This is a genomic window from Trichormus variabilis 0441 (assembly GCF_009856605.1).
Classification (GTDB): domain Bacteria; phylum Cyanobacteriota; class Cyanobacteriia; order Cyanobacteriales; family Nostocaceae; genus Trichormus; species Trichormus variabilis.
The window spans coordinates 1,796,374-1,817,394 of the sequence record NZ_CP047242.1; the positions used below are offsets into that span (position 1 = coordinate 1,796,374).

At 39.2% G+C, this 21,021-nt stretch carries 19 protein-coding genes and 1 tRNA gene; 13 read left to right on the top strand and 7 right to left on the bottom strand.

What is annotated here, in order from left to right; all coding sequences use genetic code 11:
• The first annotated feature begins 157 nt into the window (after positions 1-157).
• Together alr and GSQ19_RS07140 are read left to right on the top strand one after the other, a co-directional pair.
• Positions 158-1,345 (top strand): alanine racemase, encoded by a 1,188-nt coding sequence (gene alr, locus GSQ19_RS07135; RefSeq protein WP_011317274.1) that lies wholly within the window; start codon positions 158-160, stop codon positions 1,343-1,345.
• A 99-nt stretch (positions 1,346-1,444) separates the two neighbouring features.
• A tRNA-Leu gene (locus GSQ19_RS07140) sits at positions 1,445-1,526 on the top strand.
• Positions 1,527-1,739: 213 nt separating this feature from the next.
• Here the strand turns inward: GSQ19_RS07140 and GSQ19_RS07145 are convergent.
• From GSQ19_RS07145 to GSQ19_RS07155, 3 genes are all read right to left on the bottom strand, one after another.
• Positions 1,740-3,068, bottom strand: coding sequence for an ATP-binding protein (locus GSQ19_RS07145; protein WP_011317275.1), 1,329 nt, complete (start codon positions 3,066-3,068; stop codon positions 1,740-1,742).
• A gap of 224 nt (positions 3,069-3,292) precedes the next feature.
• A complete protein-coding gene (locus GSQ19_RS07150) occupies positions 3,293-4,582 on the bottom strand; it encodes a tellurite resistance TerB C-terminal domain-containing protein (RefSeq protein WP_011317276.1) in 1,290 nt (429 codons plus the stop codon).
• 153 nt (positions 4,583-4,735) lie between these two features.
• Positions 4,736-6,082, bottom strand: a complete 1,347-nt coding sequence (locus GSQ19_RS07155; protein ID WP_011317277.1) for an ATP-binding protein — start codon at positions 6,080-6,082, stop codon at positions 4,736-4,738.
• Between the two features lie 106 nt (positions 6,083-6,188).
• Between GSQ19_RS07155 and GSQ19_RS07160 the strand changes: the two genes are divergently transcribed.
• The 4 genes from GSQ19_RS07160 to GSQ19_RS07175 all read left to right on the top strand — a co-directional run bounded on the left by GSQ19_RS07160 (position 6,189) and on the right by GSQ19_RS07175 (position 10,621).
• On the top strand, positions 6,189-6,509 hold the full coding sequence (locus GSQ19_RS07160) for a TMEM14 family protein (protein ID WP_011317278.1): 321 nt from the start codon (positions 6,189-6,191) through the stop codon (positions 6,507-6,509).
• A gap of 1,118 nt (positions 6,510-7,627) precedes the next feature.
• Positions 7,628-8,863: a phosphotransferase family protein gene (locus GSQ19_RS07165; protein ID WP_011317279.1), complete on the top strand. Its 1,236-nt coding sequence runs from the start codon at positions 7,628-7,630 to the stop codon at positions 8,861-8,863.
• Between the two features lie 147 nt (positions 8,864-9,010).
• Entirely contained in the window at positions 9,011-10,099 is a 1,089-nt protein-coding gene (locus GSQ19_RS07170) for a T3SS effector HopA1 family protein (RefSeq protein ID WP_011317280.1), read from the top strand.
• Between the two features lie 75 nt (positions 10,100-10,174).
• The gene (locus GSQ19_RS07175) at positions 10,175-10,621 is read left to right on the top strand and encodes an acyl-CoA thioesterase (RefSeq protein ID WP_011317281.1); all 447 of its coding nucleotides are present in this window, start codon (positions 10,175-10,177) and stop codon (positions 10,619-10,621) included.
• Between the two features lie 55 nt (positions 10,622-10,676).
• Here the strand turns inward: GSQ19_RS07175 and GSQ19_RS07180 are convergent, their stop codons facing one another.
• Positions 10,677-11,531 carry an HIT family protein gene (locus GSQ19_RS07180; protein WP_011317282.1) on the bottom strand — a complete coding sequence of 285 codons (855 nt, stop codon included), beginning with the start codon at positions 11,529-11,531 and terminating at the stop codon, positions 10,677-10,679.
• Positions 11,532-11,611: 80 nt separating this feature from the next.
• Between GSQ19_RS07180 and GSQ19_RS07185 the strand changes: the two genes are divergently transcribed.
• Positions 11,612-12,403, top strand: a complete 792-nt coding sequence (locus tag GSQ19_RS07185) for a YdcF family protein (protein ID WP_011317283.1) — start codon at positions 11,612-11,614, stop codon at positions 12,401-12,403.
• Positions 12,404-12,518: 115 nt separating this feature from the next.
• Positions 12,519-12,740 carry a hypothetical protein gene (locus tag GSQ19_RS07190; protein ID WP_011317284.1) on the top strand — a complete coding sequence of 74 codons (222 nt, stop codon included), beginning with the start codon at positions 12,519-12,521 and terminating at the stop codon, positions 12,738-12,740.
• 14 nt (positions 12,741-12,754) lie between these two features.
• Here GSQ19_RS07190 and GSQ19_RS07195 read toward each other — a convergent pair whose 3' ends face one another.
• Complete coding sequence (locus tag GSQ19_RS07195) at positions 12,755-13,018, bottom strand: ferredoxin-thioredoxin reductase variable chain (RefSeq protein ID WP_041455943.1); 264 nt, start codon at positions 13,016-13,018, stop codon at positions 12,755-12,757.
• A 360-nt stretch (positions 13,019-13,378) separates the two neighbouring features.
• Positions 13,379-15,322 (bottom strand): PP2C family protein-serine/threonine phosphatase, encoded by a 1,944-nt coding sequence (locus tag GSQ19_RS07200; RefSeq protein ID WP_011317286.1) that lies wholly within the window; start codon positions 15,320-15,322, stop codon positions 13,379-13,381.
• A 266-nt stretch (positions 15,323-15,588) separates the two neighbouring features.
• Here GSQ19_RS07200 and GSQ19_RS07205 point away from each other — a divergent pair, with 266 nt between their 5' ends.
• The gene (locus GSQ19_RS07205; RefSeq protein WP_011317287.1) at positions 15,589-16,020 is read left to right on the top strand and encodes an NfeD family protein; all 432 of its coding nucleotides are present in this window, start codon (positions 15,589-15,591) and stop codon (positions 16,018-16,020) included.
• 195 nt (positions 16,021-16,215) lie between these two features.
• Positions 16,216-17,184, top strand: coding sequence for an SPFH domain-containing protein (locus GSQ19_RS07210; protein ID WP_011317288.1), 969 nt, complete (start codon positions 16,216-16,218; stop codon positions 17,182-17,184).
• Between the two features lie 6 nt (positions 17,185-17,190).
• Here the strand turns inward: GSQ19_RS07210 and GSQ19_RS07215 are convergent, their stop codons facing one another.
• A complete protein-coding gene (locus GSQ19_RS07215) occupies positions 17,191-17,595 on the bottom strand; it encodes a Fur family transcriptional regulator (RefSeq protein ID WP_011317289.1) in 405 nt (134 codons plus the stop codon).
• A 297-nt stretch (positions 17,596-17,892) separates the two neighbouring features.
• Here GSQ19_RS07215 and purS point away from each other — a divergent pair, with 297 nt between their 5' ends.
• The 3 genes from purS to GSQ19_RS07230 all read left to right on the top strand — a co-directional run bounded on the left by purS (position 17,893) and on the right by GSQ19_RS07230 (position 20,994).
• On the top strand, positions 17,893-18,171 hold the full coding sequence (gene purS / locus GSQ19_RS07220; RefSeq protein ID WP_011317290.1) for a phosphoribosylformylglycinamidine synthase subunit PurS: 279 nt from the start codon (positions 17,893-17,895) through the stop codon (positions 18,169-18,171).
• 135 nt (positions 18,172-18,306) lie between these two features.
• Positions 18,307-18,981, top strand: a complete 675-nt coding sequence (purQ, locus tag GSQ19_RS07225) for a phosphoribosylformylglycinamidine synthase subunit PurQ (protein ID WP_011317291.1) — start codon at positions 18,307-18,309, stop codon at positions 18,979-18,981.
• 96 nt (positions 18,982-19,077) lie between these two features.
• Complete coding sequence (locus GSQ19_RS07230) at positions 19,078-20,994, top strand: hypothetical protein (RefSeq protein WP_011317292.1); 1,917 nt, start codon at positions 19,078-19,080, stop codon at positions 20,992-20,994.
• The last annotated feature ends 27 nt before the right edge of the window (positions 20,995-21,021 follow it).

Genomic DNA, 21,021 nt, shown 5'->3' on the forward strand with positions numbered 1-21,021 from the left:
ACACTTGAGCGAGAAAATTTCAAAATTTTACTCCAGTATGTTGTATCTGTTGCGAAATGCGCGTTAAACTTCCTGATTAACTCTGATGTGGTTATCAGAAGTGGAAATACACATAAATACGCAGTTAAAAAGCAGTGATGTAATAAGGGGGAGTAAAATGTTAAGTCGCCAACAAGCCTCAAGTATGGCTGCTCATCAACAGTGTGATACCTATGCTTGGTTTTCACAACGCGCTTGGGTGGAAATTGACCTAGAGGCGTTGTCGCACAATGTCCAGCAACTGAAGCAGTTTTTATCACCGCGTACTCAGTTAATGGCGGTAGTCAAAGCAGATGCTTATGGTCATGGTGCTGTAACGGTGGCGCAGACAGCATTACAAGCAGGTGCTAGTTGTTTGGGTGTCGCCACTGTTCCGGAGGGTATTCAACTGCGAGAGGCGGGTATGCAAGCGCCCATTTTGATTTTAGGGGCTACCCATACACCAGAACAAATTCAGGCGATCGCTCAATGGCAACTACAACCAACTATTGGTAGTCCTAAACAAGCTTTAATATTTTCCAATACCTTGGAGACTATCCAGCATGATTCTCCTGTACCCGTACATATTAAGTTAGATACAGGGATGTCTAGACTTGGGACTAACTGGCAACAAGCAGGGGAATTTGTACAGTTAGTAGAGCGTTTACCCCATTTGAATATTGCTAGCGTTTACTCCCACCTAGCAACAGCAGATAGCCCAGATCCAGGGATTATGGAAGAACAGTATAGAAGATTTGAGGAGGCGATCGCTCAAATCAAAGCTTTGAGTATTAAAATTCCCTGCCTGCATTTAGCAAACTCGGCTGCAACCTTGGCAGATCCAAGATTACACTACGATATGGTACGGGTAGGTTTAGCTGTGTATGGACTCTATCCAGCCCCTCATTTACAGAAGAAAATCAGCCTAAAACCAGTCATCCAAGTTCAGGCGCGAGTTACCCACGTCAAAACAATTGCTGCGGGTACTGGTGTAAGTTACGGACATCAATTTATTGCCCCCCATGAAATGCGCCTTGCTGTTGTCGGTATTGGTTACGCTGATGGAATACCGCGTAATTTATCCAACAAAATGCAGGTTTTAATTCGTGGTCAGCGAGTACCACAAATCGGTGCTATCACGATGGATCAGTTGATGATAGATGTTAGTGCTTTACCAGACCTACAAGAAGGGGAAATTGTCACCTTACTTGGGAAACAAGGAAAAGAAAAAATCACCGCCGATGATTGGGCAGAAGAGTTAAATACTATTTCCTGGGAAATTCTCTGTGGATTTAAACATCGCCTACCTCGTGTAGGAGTGATGTAATCAAATAGGGCTTTGGTAATTGTTACGAATTTTTAACTAATTCCTATTCCCTATTGCCTATTCCCTTACATAACGTGCTATACTAGTATAGTTGCATAAGCGGATGTGGCGGAATTGGCAGACGCGCTAGATTTAGGTTCTAGTTCCGAGAGGAGTGAAGGTTCAAGTCCTTTCATCCGCATATAGATTAGTAAAGTAACAAGAGGGACTGGGGATAAGTACTATTCCCGAAGCCCTTCTTATCATCTAAATTTTTATTGTCAAATTTTTAGTAACTGTAGGGTGCGTCAGCCCCAATAATTTCGTACACATTAGGGGATTTTTCGCATCTGACGTACCCTACTATTATGCCAGTTGCGTAAGTCCTGGCTTAGTATTGAAAAAAACATCAAAATCACAAACTAAATTCGGCTGCATTATCCTCGTCTACACCGATATCTTTACCCACAGCAGTAGGTTTAAAACTAGAACCGTGAATTAGCTCGCTAAACTTAATGTTTTGATTGTGGTGTAGGATGTTCAACACACTAATAAAATCCCTCACAATCTCTCCTGGTGTTAATAATGCTTCTGCGCCTAAACGACTGACGATTTCTTTGACAAATTCTTGTAATTCTTTGTTGGTCAAAATCTTGTCATAACCAAAATGGAGGGCGTGAATTTCAGTTAAACGCTGCAAAAGTGTCAGAATTTCTGCTTCACTTAAAGGATTCAGGCGGATAACCGGCCCAATAAACTCTTGTATATCTGCTTGTGCAGCAAAGCGGCTCTCTTTTGTGCGTCTACGCCAAGCTTGGTCTGCAAAAAGTCCTCGATTAGGGTCTTCTAAAAACTTTGTTGTCCCACCTATAACAATACCTAAATGTTCTGCTTTACACTGCATAGTGTCATTAAACATTGCTAGTAATCTGTTATAGTTCTTCTCACGAGTAACTGTAGTAGATATTTGGTAAAGATTAACTGCTTCATCCATTAAAATTAGTAATCCCTTATAACCAATCTCTGCCACGAATTTAGCTAGGAGTTTAATATAGTCATACCAGCTATCATCATCAATGATTATCCTTACGCCCAAAGCTGTCCTGGCTTCAGTTTTAGTATTAAATTCTCCCCGTAACCAGCGCAGTGCAGAATTTTTTAAATCATCATCATCTAAGCGGTAGCCACGCCAATAGGCAATAATAATACTACCAAAATCAAATCCATGAACTAAGTCTTCTATATACTGAACAACTTCTCGAATTTTGGCTTCCACTTGATCATCAAAACCCTCATCATTGGGACGTAGCTCAGTTTCTTTAACGACCTCTTGCTGAATTTTGTTAATCCATCCTTCTAGAATTGAAACTAACGCACCACCATCAGGACGGGTTTTGGTGGAAAGGCTACTCATCAATTCTCGATAGGTCGCTAGACCTTCATTGTTGCTTCCTGCTAGGCGATGTTCAGAAGATAAATCAACATCAGCAACTACAAAACCTTGCTCCATTGCTCGGTTACGAACCATCTGGAGGATGAAGCTTTTTCCCGCGCCATAGTTACCAATGATAAAACGAAATGCTGCCACGCCTTCGGCAATATCATTGAGATTTTGTAATAGGCTTTTCAGTTCTTTTTCTCGACCAACTGCTATATGTTCTACTCCTAATCTGGGTACTACTCCTGCACCTAGTGAATTAATCAAAGCAGTTGAGGTTTTTTTCGGGATTTTGAGCTTTGCCATGTATTTTGATGTACGGGATATCAATGCCAATTTTATAGCGCTGAGTGGAAGTGTAAATTTATTATTCTCTAGTCCCTAGCCGCTTTTTATTGTATGTTGTGGTGTAAAGCTTTAAATAATCAGAATAACATCATCTTTTTTTGGATAATTTCTAGGCCACACGTACATATATTTTGTAATGATCACATTATGTTTATATATATTTTATAATGAGATAGGGATATTTAATTTGAGGATGCGTATCTAGCTATGAAGTTTTCGTATAATGCAACTATGTTTCTGACATTGATTATATGTTCCGCATAAATCTTTGGTACATCTATGTCAGTTTCAATTATTAATTCACCAATAGTGTCATTAGCACGTTCATTGATGGAATCAATCAACAAGTTCGGCATAGTGATATTAGCTTCAGCAATTTTTTTGATCGATGCTTGGGGATTGTCTTGCTCTATGATAACTTTTAATACCTGAATTTCATGACTAGGTAATTGCTTTAATAATGTATGCCATTCTTCGGGTAAAGCTGGGGATGTAGTATCATTTTCAGCATCTAATTTATCTAAATTTTCGAGAACATCTAAAAAGGGAAAAAATGTTCCTGCTTGTTCTGATGTATTAACAGAAATAGATTCTTGATTAAATGTTTCTATTTGTTGTAAGAGTTCCCAAACTTGATTTTGCAGGCTGTCTCGTTCTTGTTGCAACAAAAAGATTTCATTTTGGATTTGTTGTAGTTCGTTGTGGCGTTCTGTTTTTTGACTTTGTAAATAGTCAATGTTTGCAGCTAGTCTTTCATGTTCGTTGCTAGTATCTAGAAGTATTTGAGATTGCTTGTTTTTTTCTGATTCTAAATTTTGTATAGTAATTCGCAGTTCATAAAGTTTTTCTTCTAATTGAGGTTTTATCCTTCCCAGCAAAGTAATACTGTTTTCAAGTTCTTGCTTTTCTTGATTCAGGTCACTAATTTGGGCTTGTAACTGAGTAATTTCTGTCCGAAAGACATGATGGTTAGATTCTAATCTACGTTTTTCCGATGCTAGCGTAGATAAAGAATTGTTCAGTTCTATTTGATTTTCTTCTAAGCTACAAATTATAGATTTTAGGTTAGCGATTTCCGACTCTATCTGTTTTCTTTGACTGGCAAAAACTCCTAAATCCCGATGTAAACTATCTCTTTGACTACGTCCATCTAAAATTTGATTTTTTAGCTGCTGTGACTCTGTGTATAATAAACTGCGATGGGTCTCTAGTTGTTCAATTTCTCTGGCCAGCCTGGACTTCAGACCCTCAGTTTCTTGAATGCGTTTGCGGAGTGAACTTAAAAGTAATAGTTCATAATTCCTCCGTCGCTTATCTACAAATAAGGCTGCTGCATAAGTAGCTACTACTGTAATTAAACCTGTGAAAAAAGCTTGACTAAAATTCCATTTGGGAACTAGGCTCAAACCAAAACTGACACTAAAGGCAACTATGCCTAAAATAAATCGATTACTTACTATGACTTGTTGCATATTGCTGATTTTTAGCTTAGTTAAGCTTTTTGACTGAGCAGCGTTGCCAATGATCACTCTTCATATTCTGGTGTTAGTCACTCTAGTTGTAAGTGTTTGTGGATAAGATTGTTGTGAAAGTAACAAAATATTGAAATCACGCAACAATTATTTTCATGATTGGGTATCTAAGATACTGTTATTTGTAGCAAACACAGATGTGTCTGCTTTGAGAAAATCTATGAATTGTTGTGCAGTACGCCCAGAACGTCCATTATGGCGTGTTGCCCACTGTAATGCTTGATATTCTAACTCTTCTGGGCTGATACTAATTCCTGCTTGGGTTGCTAGATGGCGTACAATTTTTAGATAGGTGCTTTGATCGGCAGATTCAAAGGTGAGGGTTAAGCCAAAGCGATCGCTAAAGGAAAGTTTTTCCTGCATTGTATCCCCAGCATGGACTTCTTCATTATTTTTCAAACTAGGTCTATCGGCAAAAAACTCTCGAATCAAGTGGCGGCGATTTGAGGTAGCATAAACTACCACATTGTGGGGACGGGCTGTCAAATTTCCTTCTAAAACAACTTTCAGCGCTTTGAAGGCATCATCGTCTTCTTCAAAGGATAAATCATCAACAAAAATGATAAATTTTTGTGGCACTCCGCGTAACTGTTCCACAATCTTGGGTAAATCTTTTAAGTCTGCTTTTGACACTTCCAGTAAACGGAGTTGGCGATGACTATATTCATTTAATAAGGCTTTGACTAAAGAAGATTTCCCCGCCCCTCGACTACCATAAAGTAATACGTGCAGCGCTTTCTCACCCGATAATAAAAATTCTGTATTTTTCAATAAGGCTTCTTGTTGTGACTCATAGCCCACGAGTGTACCTAGCTTAACTGGGTCAGGGTAAGGAATACCAACAAATTCCCCATCTTGCCAGCGTAAGGCGCGGTATTGAGCAAATAAACCTATCCCAAATTTCTGATAATGGGTGGCTAATTCTTCGACTGCATCTGCCCAATGCTCTAAATGATGTAAAGATAATGCTGTTTCTGACCCCATATCATCTTGTTCCAAATACCATACCACAGGTGAAATAGGTAAATGTGCTACGGCTTGCACCCATTGACTCAAAACAGCACTATTACATTCATAAAGACTTTGTAAGACTTGTAAATCATGCTTTACGGCTGAGATTAAAGCCGGGGGTAAATCTTTAAAGTCTTGCTGTTGAGTAACTTTGCTAAAGGGATTTTCGGCTATCAAAATTTGCGAAACTAAATAATCTTCCCAATTTTGCTTTCTCGTAGCTAAAGCGTGAAAGTAATTACCATAGGCTTGAAGAGAACCCCTAGCATCAGCATCAGCATAACGTATGGCTTGTAATAGTTCTTGAAATGCAATCCCGACATCAGTTTGTAGGACTGATTGGTACAGTAAAAGGGACGCTGCTTGGCGTTGGAGAAATTGTACTTGGGGATATAGAGAAGTAATTGCCGACATTACTGGATTATCCATCAATTAACTTAGTCAGTAGTCATCAGTTATTAGTCCAAAACCTTCACTATTGACTGTTGACTGTTGACTGTTGACCACATCATCAACATCTAGATAAGGTTTAACAATGAATTTAAGTGTAACTGCTGCGATCGCCTATGGTATGTTAGCGCTTATTGGTGGCATTATTGGCTACTTTCAGGCTAATAGTCAAGTTTCTCTCCTTAGTGGTGTTGTTAGTGGTTTATTACTATTTGTTGCTGCTTACTTGCAACTCCAAGGACAAACTTGGGGTTTAATTTTAGCAACTGTGGTGACTGCTGCACTGGTAGTCTTCTTTGCATTAAGGTTGGTTAGAACACGCAAGTTTATGCCTGCGGGATTAATGACTATTTTAGGGATGTTGTCACTAGTAGTTTTGGTCAATCAAATGGTAGCTCCTAAATAGTTTCAAAAATCTCCATCCCCCTGTGGCTGGGGATTTTGTTTAGTAGACTGCGACAAAATGTATTTTAAATTGATTGAGGATTGTCCTCACCATAGTACATCAGTATTAATAATATGTGAATGACTTTGACAGCATATCTGGTGGAATTAGGTGTATTTCACGTAACAAAAATCTCTTGCTCTAGAAATGTCGGCTTATTAAGTATATGCTGTATTGTAAATAACAAAGGAAATTAAGCAAAAATCTTTACTGATGACATAATTTTTGCTTATTTGGAAAAGGTGAAATATATACGTTTCTTTGCTTACGCATCAGGAGTTTATACAAAAACTCCGCTTTAGGAGATACAGGTAACGAAACATCATTGTGTTACATGATGTAATTTAATATTTTTTCAAAAAATCATTGCCGACCACCCAAAGTATCCGGTTTTTTGAACTTGGTGATGATAAATAAAAATAATACACATATTAAATTAATAGCTTTGAAAAGCCGAGAGTGAAAATGTATTAATTATTACAAATTATTTTAATACCTTAAAATGAGATTTCCTATTTATCTAACGTAGTAAGTGAAATCAGCTTTTGCATATCGATGTCATAGTCGGCATGATATGGGTTTTTATGTACCTTACTTTTGATAGATTCATCCTATAAAAAATCCTATGTTGAATATATGAAGAAGTATAAATCTGTCTTTAGATAGGTGCTTCAGTTAATCAAAAACTTCACCCACAAGGGGATAGGGTATTAAACCAGATCCTGTCAACAAATGACAAATAACAACTGATAACTGACACGCAAAGCGCAATCAATTATGGTTTATGAATAACCAGTAAAAAATCAATCACAAATCTATATAAGAAATTAAATAATCTGCCATAGTTTTTCCAAAAAATGAATATTTATTTTAAAGATTTCGTGGCGATTACATCAAAAATTAAAGCAAAAATAAAGGCCATTTTGGCAGGTATTAGTAAATGAGATGAGATATTTATAGATTAAAGCAATCATGATTGATATTTATATCCTTGTTGTTATCTACCTAGACGACTAAAACGAGACCGATCTTGAGATTAGGTGATTATCTCAGCAATTTTACGAACTAGGAAATAATCAATGTTATTACCACTGTCTTCTCAAAACGTTATCCAGCATCTGCAAGCAGCAGACCTGTGTAGCTCAGAAGATGGCAAATCAGACATAGTTGAATTGCCAATTAGCAAGAAGAACTACAATTTAGTGGTGAATTTAGCAGATAATCGCAAACTGCTAGTTAAACAAGAACGTGGTGTTGAAAATGATGGTATTCTCCATGAATTGTTTAATGAATGGCTATTTCACCAATTACTACAAAAGTTTCCCATTCTAGGTAATATTTCTGCGATCGCTCCTTTGGTGGTACATTTTGATGAGGAAAATTCCATCCTCGTTCGCAGTTATTTAAGCGAGTACCTGGATTTAGCTGAGTTTTATCAAAACCCGAATGTTTTCCCAAAAGAAATTGCGGCGGCGATTGGGACGACATTAGCAGCCCTACACCGTACTACCTTCCAGGGGAAAGAATATCGTGATTTCATGGCGACTGCGCCTCAAGGACAATTCCGCTATCATTTTTACAATCCGGCACAAGGAATAAGTTCTCTGAATCCAGAGATTTTTGGTAGAATTCCTACTGAAGCCTTAAAATTTCATGTTCTCTATCAATGCTATGAGAGTTTAGAAGCAGCGATCGCTGACTTGGCTTATGAGTGGGATGCTTGCTGTTTAACTCATAACGACCTCAAACTCAACAATATATTAATTCATTCCCGATGGAACCAATTAGATAATTGCCTAGTGCAATTGATTGATTGGGAAGCCTGTACTTGGGGAGATCCGGCTTTTGATTTAGGAACTATTTTAGCTAGTTATTTAGAAATTTGGCTTGAGAGTTTAGTTGTAGATCCCACTCTGGAATTAGCAGAGTCTTTAGAACTAGTAATGATACCACTAGAGGAGATTCAACCATCTTTAGTGGCTTTATTACAAGCTTATTTGCAAGCCTTTCCCATGATTTTGGAATACCATCCTAATTTTTTGGTACGAGTTATCAAGTTTATCGGCTTGGCTTTAATTCACCAAATTCAAGACAAGATTAATAACTGTAAATTATTTGATAATTCTCACCTTTATATGCTGCAAGTAGCTAAAAATCTGCTGACTATGCCTGAGCAATCCATACTGAGTATTTTTGGTATCTCGGAGGCAGAAATTCTCTCTCCGGTAGCAAAGGTTCCTCAAGTATCACATCCTGAGAAAGAAAAACAGTTAGTTCCCCTGTATTACGAAAAAACCCGCTTACGTGGTTGCTAAAAGCAAGATGATGAACAATTCAAAAAGCAAAATTATCAGTTTTGAATTTTGAATTTGTCATCGATTTGGTAAGAATTAATATTAGAGCCAGGATGTTTACCCTGTAGGGTTTTTCTAAATTATCAATTTTGAGTTTGGAATTGATTGATGCTAGATTATTCTGCTAACCCACTGTTTAATTCCCTGATGGATATTGCTACTAATATCCGAATTGAGCCGAACTTTTGTATCAACCATCCCAGTTATCAGCCTTTTGCTTTACCAACCAAAGTAGCAGATAGATTTCAGCACAACTCTCCTGCTCTACAAAATAAATATCTCGCCTTATTACTGCGTAACTTCCTTTATGGAATTTATTACAACGGTGTACTGCAAAGTAATTTGGCAAATGATAACTATGCTAGTTACTCGATGCCACAAAATTTAGCAACTAATACCAATGTGGGTATCGATTGGGAATTTTACGAACAACTGCAAGCCAGTAATCACGGACGGGGTTATTTTGACCCTAGTTGGCAGGTGTTACGTAAGGAACCAGATGGTAGTATAGCAGTGACTAAAGGTGGTTTAACTTTATACATAGAACCCGATTGCCATCTCAAACCCGGTAAAAAATCCGCCACTGTGGGGGAATCAGTAGCGATTTGGATGCCTAATAATCGATTGCAAAACGGCTACTACTTAGCTGTGAGTGATGTGGGACAGGAAAAGTCAGGTAACCCGGATGCTGATTTAGGTACAGGGAGAATCTATTTTAATTTCAGTGCAGCTGGTGCGATCGCACTCATGGATAGTTTAACTCAACAATTCAACGCCGCCGCACTTCCTTTTACCTTTCAAGTTCTCTATAATCCCTGCGCCTATGGACGCTATGACTCAGGTGTACTCTATTTTGAACACGAAAACTATCCAGTAATACATAAAATTCTTCAGGTTATATATCAAGAGTATCAAGCTTATTTTCAACCAGAGATACCCCTGTTTACCAAATTCCTAGCACCTGGGTTGAGTCTGGCTGAAGAACCTACGCAAAAATTTGCCGCACAAGAAACTTTTGGGATGAATCGTTGTCAAATTGTGGCGAATGCTTTGTTAGAAGCTTGGCAGAAGGGTAAGAATGCAGTCGAAGAAAGAATGAAGACGATTAACAAACACTTTCAACATCATTCTATAGATTTACAGCGTCCTTATCTTAACCCTACTTCTGAAGATATATATTCTCCATTAAAGTTATAAATTTTCCTTGCACAGTAATATGATTTTGTAGAGCGGACTTCTAGTCTGCTCTTTTTTTATTTGGTAATTTTCAATATGCCTTTTACTTATCATCGGACAATTCACTTTCAAGATACGGACGCTGCGGGAGTAGTTTATTTTGCTAATATCCTCAGCATTTGTCATGAAGGTTATGAAGCGTCTTTGAGAACATCAGGAATTAGTCTCAAGGAGTTTTTTACTAATCCTAATATGGCTTTTCCTATTGTCCATGCCAGTGTAGATTTTTTGCGTCCGCTATTTTGTGGAGATCAGGTGATAATTAGCTTAGTACCACAAAAGATTGGTGCGGAAAAGTTTGAGATTAATTATGAAATTTATTTGGCGGATGTGTTAGTGGCTAAGGCTGTAACTCGACACGTTTGTATTGATGCTAATACCAGAAGTAAGCAAGAGTTATCTACGGAAATTATTCAGTGGTTGGATGGCTATCGCAAGGAAACGGAGGAGGTGGAAAGGCGAAAGGCTAGAGAGGTTGTTTAACTTTTTTAAACGCAAAGTATCGCGGAGGTTGGCGCTGAGGGACGCAAAATTTTAACTATTTTCTTTGAGGGATAACGTTTCTTATGCCACTTTTCGCTCCTATCGCATCACCTTGATAACGTGGGATGATGTGGATACTCGCGTGCATAATATTTTGTCCGGCGGCTCGATTGATGTTCATACCTATATTAAAGCCATCAGGGGAAAACTCGGCTTTTAGAAATTCCTGTGCTTTATTCACCATTAACCAACAGGCTGATTGCTCTTTTTGGGGTAGCTCGAAGTAGTCGCTAACATGGCGTTTGGGAATAACTAATGTATGTCCTTTGCTGATCGGATAACCATCAAATATAGCGTAGGCGGTTGCTGATTCTGTTAATAATTTTAAGTTTTTATGGGGATTGCAAAATATACAGTAATTAGATGAATGGCGCTGGTTATTATAGTGGGTGTATTCATATATTTCTCGGCTTTCATCTAAATGAATTGAGCGAAAAGGCAGTTTAACAAGACATTGATATGTAGGTTTTTTATGAATATAATGTTCCCGAAATCCTTCCCTTTTAATATCTCTTCTGACTACATAATACGCTTTACCTCCTGGTTTTAATAAGTAGGCTATATCCATGAGGATATTAGCTTGGTCTTCAGGGAATAAAACATTTAAAACATACAAGCAAATTATAGTGTCAAATTTATTTTCAGGATATTGAGGAAAATAATAAGGGTCGTAACCTCTAATATCAAAGCCTTTGTGCTGCAATAATTTAACATCATTACCAAATCCACAACCAAAGTCTAATATTTGTCCTTGTAGCAGGTTTTGATTGATTAAAAACTGTGCAGGAAATGATAGATAAGTTCTTTCAATGGCGGTGAGATGGCTGAATTGATTTTTTTGCTGTTTCATGGAAATCTAAGACTCATCTGCTACCTTGTCTTAGCACAGCCAAAACTCAACCCGCGATACCCAATTCCACAGTCATAAATATGTTCTTATATTTATCTAAATTACTGCCTTTATTTTTTTATCCTTTGGGATTAGCTAGTGTCAGTTTAGTAGTAGCACTAGTAACTTTACGGAAACGTCCACGTATAGCGACTACAGCCATAGCTTTATCGTTAACTTTATTGCTATTGTGCAGTAACGCCTGGGTTGCTAAATACTTGGTGCGATCGCTAGAATGGCAAAATCTACCTCCCGCACAATTACCCAACGCTGAAGCCATTATCGTCTTAGGTGGTGCGACTAAATCAGTCTTTCCCCCAAGGATTACACCAGATTTAAGTGAACAAGGCGATCGCGTCATCTATGCCGCCCAATTATATCGCCAAAACAAAGCCCCACTCATCATCCTCAGTGGGGGACGCATCGATTGGCGCGGAAGTGGTTCATCGGAATCAACAGATATGGCAAATATCCTCACCTCTCTAGGTATCCCGGCTAGTGTGTTGATTGAAGAACCCGATTCACTCAATACTTATCAAAATGCCGTAAATGTCAAGAAAATATTAGCATCTCGTGGTATTGATAAAGTATTGTTGGTAACTTCAGCATTACATATGCCGCGATCGCTGAAAATTTTCCAACGTCAAGGTATGAACGTTATCCCCGCACCCACTGACTTTTTAGTTAGCGCAGGTGAACTCCAAGAACTCGGCAACACCCCCAAAGCCGCTATATTGAATTTACTACCAGATACTTACAACTTACACCTATTCACAAACGCCCTAAAAGAATATGTTGGTAGCTTTATTTATTGGTTAAGAGGTTGGGTGTAATTTAGAGACGCGATTAATCGCGTCTGCACAATTGTCAGTTGTCAATAGTCAATAGTCAATAGTAATTCTTCTTCGCTTCCCCTGCTTCCCCTGCTCCCTCTGCTCCCTAAAATCCATGAACGAAAACTTACCTTATATTCTGCCTGCGCCCCAACCCCAAGCCGAGGACACTTTTGCAGCTTATCAGACAACTCATCAGTTTTATTATGAAGTGCAAAAACGTTCTGAGTTTCAGCGCCATTGTGAATGGTATCGTACAACTGCCGAGCAGCATCGCCGGGAGTTAGAAAGAATGCGCGGCGAAGTTAATATTTTCTCATGGTTCCGCCGCTCCTGAAAGATTTGGATACTTTAGATAACTTCTAACTCATTTTCCCGTAGGTGAGCTTTAAATTTTTTACTAAACTGGATGAGAAAAGGTAAATTAGCACTAACAGGTCTACCTTGCCATTGGGTGACAATCTCCACAATTTCGCCTTCTGAGCCTTTGAGGTCAAAAGCTTTACCGCGATGTTCAGGATGATGGTAAACTACTACCGATTCTTTGACACGGACGCGATCGCCAACTTTCATAACAACATTCACACCTTTTTCAACAAGTATCTCCACGGCCATCCTCACTGAACTAACTTGCTTTTTTAACAAAAAGTATTGTTTACAACAGCAACTCCCATAGCACTCAACATTTACAGATGCTCTGTTTCACAACTCTCTAACTTATATACAAACAAAGCTTACCTACGCAGGCTTTGAGCGCAATTAGTGAGCAAAATTGCCTTTGCTGTGCGCTTTAACGACAGAATCAATTCTACAATAAATAGTCGTTAGTCCATAGTTATTAGTTATTAGTCAGTTGTCAGTTGTCGGTTGTCAGTTGCCAGTTATGATTGGTCAATAGTTCATAGTATTCTTCTTTGCCTCCCCTGCCTCCCCTGCCTCCCCTGCCTCCCCTGCTTCCCCTGCTTCCCCTGCTCCTCATCTACCCCTGGGTGAACAATATTGCTGCAATGATGGGGGTAGTTTCTGACACATCTGCTGAAATGATTGGGGACTAAGTTGCCACCAAGCAAATAATCCTATACCTGTACCTCCTATTAGTAACGCCAATAATCCCCCAACCAATAATAAAGGTTGACGGCGGTTTGGTTGTTTAATTGGGGCTGGGCTGGGTTCATCTGGAAGTTCCAAATCCAGCAATGCTTGAGAACTTTCCGTCAAGATAGATTCTTCTGGGTATCTTTCCAGTTCTGCTATTTCTGGTTCTGGAATCTCTACCAGTGGCGGCGTTGGTGTGATTGGCACTAAATATTCTTTAGAAACACGGCAAAGAGTCAGCACAACAGAAGTATTATCATGGCCATTTTTCTCATTGGCTAGATTAATCCAATGGTGGGCAGCATCTTCAACAGTCATTTGACCAGTTAATACTGGTACAGCGTAATCTTGCCAAGAATTTTCTACCCAGTTATTATCACTTAACCCATCAGAACATAATAATAAAATCCCATCTTCATCGATGATGAATCGCTTAATCGCCAACCGTAAAGATTCAGCATCTCTGTTTCCCAAGGCTTGAGTTAAAGCATTGGCATCTTGTCGCTGGAGTGCCTGCCGATACAAACTCCGGGCAGAACGGACTTCCCTAGTGACTATATCATCGTCTACTGTCAGCTGTTGGCAATATTCACAAGTGATCCAATAAGCACGGCTATCACCCACATTAGCCAAATAAAGCTCATGGCCATTATCTGATTGCCACTCAGATGTAGTTAATACTCGTTGCGGTACTTGTACTGCCATCACCAGGGTTGTGGCCATGCGTTCTCTACCTTGGCGCTTTTGTTCATCATTACGGGAATTAATGAGGTTGTTAGCCACACGCAGGCTAGCTTCTAGTTGTTCCTGTAACAAAGTTGGTGGGACAATTTCTGGCTGTGCGGCTACTTCGGTGAATAAAGCCCGAATTTGCAATTTTAGAGACTGCACTGCTAATTGGCTGGCGACTTCACCCCCTTGATGTCCGCCGATGCCATCACAAACGATCGCCAAATTTGGTACTAATAATTCATGGGAGTCAACAGCAGTATTGGGATAGCAAGTATCTTCATTTTGTTTGAGTTGGGGGCCTGCATCTGTCGCCCCTGCTATGGTTAAAGTTAATGGCAATTCTCCGGCGACGGCGAGTAATAAAGCATTAAGTTGAGTCGCAATAGTTTCTAACTCTACTTCTGAGTTAGCCATCTGCTGGATGATATTCTGCAACTTTGACGTAACGGAAGTTGTTGTCAACTCTAGTAGAGGCTGCCAAGAATCGCTCAAATCTTTTAAATTAGGCTGTTCTGTGGGTGTTTTGGCGTTAAGGTCTAACAGTCGCACACACCAGCCTTGGACACGTAAATTGTCTGCTCTCAGCAAGTTGTGAGCTAGTCCTAACTCCAGTAAAGGTGTCCACAGTTGGAGAATCTGCCATAACCAGTAAACTTGTCTGACTGGTTTGGCTTTTTCCCAGGCATCGATGATAGTTGGATAAATATTTCCTTCCTCATCTATGGGGACATTTTCTAGTAACAGGGTATTGTCTGCGCCTTCTGGTGAAGAGGTAACAAAACCATAGACTTGGGGGAGATGCGATCGCTCTGGATATAAGCGAAGATAAGGAATAACATCCGGCGGCAATTCTTGAGGTACCTCTGGAAGCAATCCCGGCCGAGTGTCCAGCCAAACCTGGCGTTCTATTACCTCATACCTATCTGATACTTTTGTACCTAGTGGAATCTCGGTTGCTAATGAGCCAGTAGCCCAAAGATAGCGGTGAACTAAAGGCGTTTGACAACTAGCGCAAACACGTTCTCCCGCAAAATTAATCGGATTATCACAGTTTTTATTTATGCAATAAATTATCCGTTCGATAGAAAGCATATAGGTATAAATTTTAAAAATAAATTAAGTGGTGAAGTTCGATTAACTTTAGCAGTCAAAGGCTTGAAGGACAGAATAGACTGGTTCTGTGTACCTGTGGCTACACATTGTTACTGATTTTAATCAAAATTGCTGGGAAAAAGGGAATGGGTAATGGGTAATGGGTAAGAGTTATGTTTGATCACCAATTACCAATCACCAATTACCAAATCCAGATAACCAGCAACTAAGCTGGTTTGTGTGAATGTAGTGTCTAGGATGGCGCTATGCCAATATCTACCTTAATTTGGCTACTGGCTGGAGCAGTTCTCTGCTTAACAGAATTGTTCTTACCATCGGCGTTTATCGCTTTCATGATGGGAATTAGCGCCTTAATGGTGGCGTTACTATCTCAATTGGGGTTAGCTTTATGGCTGCAAGTTGTGGCTTGGTTGTTTCTTTCTACCGTCTTGATTGTACTTTCCCGTCGATTTTTGCAACCACGACAACGTAAGTCAAAAATTCAAGATGCGATTACGGCAGAAACCTTAACAGAAATTCTTCCCGGACAAGCAGGACGAGTATTATACGAGGGAAATTCTTGGCGGGCAAAGTGCGATGACGAGCAAATCACTATCGCCCCGCACCAAAGGGTTTATGTAGTCAGGAGGGAAGGCACTACTTTAGTGGTGATGCCAGAAAATCTGCTGCATTTTTAGTCATTAGTCATTAATTAGACTTACGCAGTGTTACTAATTTTCTAGCTTTTTTGTCAAGGGTCAAGGGTCAACAGTCAAAATCAAGGTTTTTGGACTGTTGACTATTGACCGCCCTCAGAAGGGTTTTTTGGTTCAGTGCGTAAGTCTTAATTAATAGTTAGTTATAACTTATACAGAAATATTTGGAGGTTGGTAATGGAACAGTTATTTTTATTGATTGCTTTAGCGCTCGGTGGTTCTGCCGTTGCGGGATCTGTGAAGGTGATTAATCAAGGTAATGAAGTTTTAGTAGAAAGATTAGGTAGCTACCACAAAAAGCTAGGCCCTGGACTAAATCTCGTCCTTCCTTTTATTGATAAAGCCGTCTACAAAGAAACTATCCGCGAAAAGGTTTTAGATATTCCGCCCCAAAAATGTATTACCCGTGACAACGTAGGGATTGAAGTAGACGCAGTGGTTTACTGGCGGATTGTCGATATGGAAAAGGCTTGGTACAAAGTAGAAAATCTCCACTCGGCGATGGTGAACTTGGTACTGACTCAAATTCGCTCGGAAATGGGACAGTTGGAGTTAGATCAAACCTTTACGGCTCGTTCCCAAATTAATGAACTTTTATTGCGGGATTTGGATATTGCCACTGATCCTTGGGGTGTAAAAGTCACAAGGGTAGAACTGCGAGATATTATTCCTTCGCAAGCTGTACGGGAATCGATGGAATTGCAAATGTCAGCAGAACGACGCAGAAGGGCAGCGATTTTAAATTCTGAGGGTGAACGGGAAGCAGCCGTTAACTCTGCCAAAGGTAAAGCCGAAGCCCAAATATTAGATGCGGAAGCCAGGCAAAAGTCGGTAATATTACAAGCAGAAGCTGAACAAAAAGCGATCGTTCTCAAAGCACAAGCTGAACGTCAGCAACAAGTTCTCAGAGCTCAGGCTATTGCCGAATCAGCAGAAATTCTTGCCCAGAAAATCAATTCCAACGGTACTGCTGAACAAGCCCTAGAGGTGTTATTAGCTTTGGGTTATCTCGATATGGGCGCAACCATCGGTAAGAGCGATAGTAGCAAAGTCATGTTTATGGACCCCCGCGCTATTCCCGCGACTTTAGAGGGTATTCGCTCGATTGTTTCGGATAGTCAGTCTTCAGTGGTCAATGGTCAATAGTTGCTGCTAGTGACTAATTTCACTCGCGTGATTCATTTGGCACTTACCACACAAACCGAAAAACTCCAGAGTGTGGTAGAAAATTTTAAACTTATGGTCAGTTTCTAACTGGTCTTCTAAGTTGTGGACAGGGCATTGATGAATAGGAATAGATACACCACATTGCAGGCACGTAAGGTGGTGTTTATCTTGCTGCGCGAGGCTGTAGAGAGCTTCGCCATTGGGTAAAGTCCGTACCTGCACCAAGCCTTCTAGTTTTAAGGCTTCCAAGGAACGATAAACTGTTGCTAAGCCCATACTCTGATTGCGATTACGGAGTTCTACATAAATATCCTGGGCAGAAATACCTTGTTTAATGGTTTGCAACAGGCTTAAAATGCGCTCTTGACTGCGGGTGCGTATGGCTCTCATAGACTATTATTTAAATTTGCCACTGGATTAGAAGCTGTTACACTGCCTAACTAATAAAAACTCTACCCACAAGGGGATAGAGTTTTGTCAGTAGTCAGTGGTCAGTGGCAAAGATATGTAAAAACCACCCATTAGGGGTTGGGGTATTAGACCAGATCATTTCCACAACTGACAACTGACGACTAACAACTGACATACGCAGTGCAATAAATTAACTTTAACGTCTCGATTAACTTATTTTTACTCAGTTGGAACAGAAAGTTATAGTATAGCGATCGCAGCTTTCAGCAAAACTCCGTGCAAACTAAGTATCTAGCCAAAATTTTCGTGACACTTCGTCCTTCCGTTTTAGACCCAGCTGGTGTGGCTGTACAATCTGGCCTCCAGCAAATGGGATACGATAACGTTGATCATGTACGGATTGGTAAGTACATTGAACTCAACATTACTACTTCTGATGAAGCAAAAGCGCGTCAAGACTTAGACCGCATCTGTGACCAAATGTTATCTAATCCAGTAATTGAAAATTACCGCTTTGATTTGATCGAAGTCGAAACCCAGACCGGAGTATTTTAGGGATCGGGCAATAAGTAAGAAAACAACAATAGCAACTGACAACCGACAACCGACCCTCCGGGTTCGCCAGTTACTCATGGGGGAAACCCCCAAGACCGTACTGGCTCACAACTGACAACTAACAACTAACTAATCATGAAATTTGGCGTTGTTGTATTTCCTGGTTCTAATTGCGATCGCGATGTTGCCTATGTCACTAGAGACCTACTAGGACAGCCAACTCGGATGGTTTGGCATCAAGACACTGATATTGCTGATTTGGATGTGGTGATTATTCCCGGTGGATTTAGTTATGGTGACTATTTACGCTGTGGGGCGATCGCTCGGTTCTCCCCTGTGATGCAGCAGGTGGTGGAACACGCCCAGAAAGGTAAGTTGGTTTTGGGTATTTGTAATGGTTTTCAGGTCTTAACGGAAGCCGGACTGTTACCCGGTGCATTGGCGAGAAATCGAGATTTGCATTTTATTTGCGATCGCGTCCCTCTCACCGTTGAGAGTACCAATAGCCTTTGGACTCAAGCTTACAACCCTGGCGAAGTCATCACTCTGCCAATTGCCCACGGAGAAGGCAGATTTTATGCTGATGAGGCAACTTTATCTGAGATTGAAGATAATGGGCAGGTGCTGTTCCGTTATGCGGGTGAAAATCCCAACGGTTCTCTGAATAATATAGCCGGGATTTGCGATCGCCAAGGCAATGTTTTAGGCATGATGCCTCACCCTGAAAGGGCTTCTGACCCTGTGCTTGGTGGTAGCGATGGATTAAAGTTATTCCAAGGGTTGCTTGAGAAGGTGGTGGCGTTGGCATAATGTTGACCTCCGCACCCATCATAGTTAAACAAGATAGAGGCACAGTCAGGCTGTGCCTTTCTCCGTTGCTATTAAAGTGCTTATTGTAACTATATAATGTCAATTTCTAATGAAACTAAACAATTTATTCAATGGATACAATCTTTTGATTATCGTGTTTTAAAAAACAAAGATGATGTCGAGATAAATTTCATTGTACCTATGTTTCGTCATCTCTGTTATCCCAGGACATATTCTACAGGCAACTATCCTTTAGATACTCAAAAAATTGAAAGAAATCTAGAAAGTATTTATATATATTTCTCTACTGATGATGTTATTAAACAAAATGCTGAAACAGCTTTAATCATTGCTATATATTTGGATCCAAATTCTCATAATTTTTCAGAAGCTATCGAACGCGCCAAGTTTTTTAGTACTTATTTAAAACCTTTATATTTTTTAGTAACTAATGGCTATCATGTGAGAATTTTTCAGTATTTTATTTACCACAAGGAAGAATTAATTTTTGATAAAAGTGTTGATTCTTTAAAAAATACCCATATAGCCACAGAATTCCATAATAAGTTCAATTTCAATTTAGTTAAAAATATTGATAAGAACACAGCTAATATTTCCAAATATACACAATATAATCTCATAGAAAAATCCTTACGACGGTACAATTTGCAGGAAATTGTAGCTAATACTGACTTTAGAACCTCTACTTTTCGAGAAGGCGATCGCCTGACTGTTGTCAAGCCTAAAGTAGTTATAGAATGTAACCTACCTAAAGCTTTTGGGGAAGGTAATTGTCAAATACAATTTAGCAGCGTTATCTTAAGAGGACTAAAGGTTAGCTTAAATCATCAATATATTTTAGGTAACCTCATGACAGGCTTAAATACCCGTCCAGAATGGGGTTGTCGGAGTTTTCTTAAACAATTAGATGATAACGCTTTTGAAGTTAATCTAGGTCAAACAACAGTTATATTGTCTGACTTAGAAACAGCAGACTTGTGTTTATGTATCGATATAGTTTCCGAAGAATATAAAAAATCAATTGTTGCTTTTGAAAATGCTTTAGAAACTTGGGATTTTGAATTTACAGAATTTTTAGGTGTGCGTGGAGTTACTCTGTTTTCGGTAGATGCAAAATTATGGCGATTAATGCACAATTTTGCCAATGAGTTTAACTATGTACAAGGTAAATCAGAGTGGCATTTATTTCAGCAAGAAGATATTTCCATTCGTGTCAGTCGTGGAATTCGGGATCATGCTTTTATCTTACCCAAACCTGTCAATTATTTATCCATATTACCCAATGGTATAATTAACATAGTTTATGAAATCAATGATGTACATTTACAATCTTTGGAAAAAGGCGAACTGAATACATGGCAACAAGATATCGGCCCGCGAGGAACTTGGACTGCTAAATATACTCAACAATGGTTGTTAAATCAATTTATTCCTAAAGTTATTGACTATTATTCTGACAAATATCCTTTGTCTGAGGAGGAATTATTAAATAATATATTGAGTACCGAAAATAACAGGATTTATATTACAGAAATTCATGAGATTCAAGAATTAATTCCTTATCTCCAAGATATACAATCTTGGCTAAATATATATATAGACAATATTTCAACTACCTTATTACGAGTATATTACAGGGCATTGAATAACTTAGTACGGAATACAGATTCATCAATAGAAGGCATGGATTATATTATCCGTAACTTATCTTTGATGGAGTCTGACAATACAAAAGATAGAGTGAAAAGTAATTTCCAGAAATGGAATTTTAAAGATGTAATCTATTATTTAGATGCTCAAGTGGGTAGAATTAATAATTATCAATATGAAAATAGTTTTAAAGCAGTTTTAATTACTCGCATTTTTATCTGGATTATCGAACATGGCAAAATAAGCTGTTCCCAAGCCCAGTTAAATGCTGCAAAGCAAGCCTTACTACCACTGTGGGAGCAAAGCCGCTTTGAAATGCGCCATGTTTATCCAAATCGTTAATTTTATTCACCTCTAGAGAAAAGCATA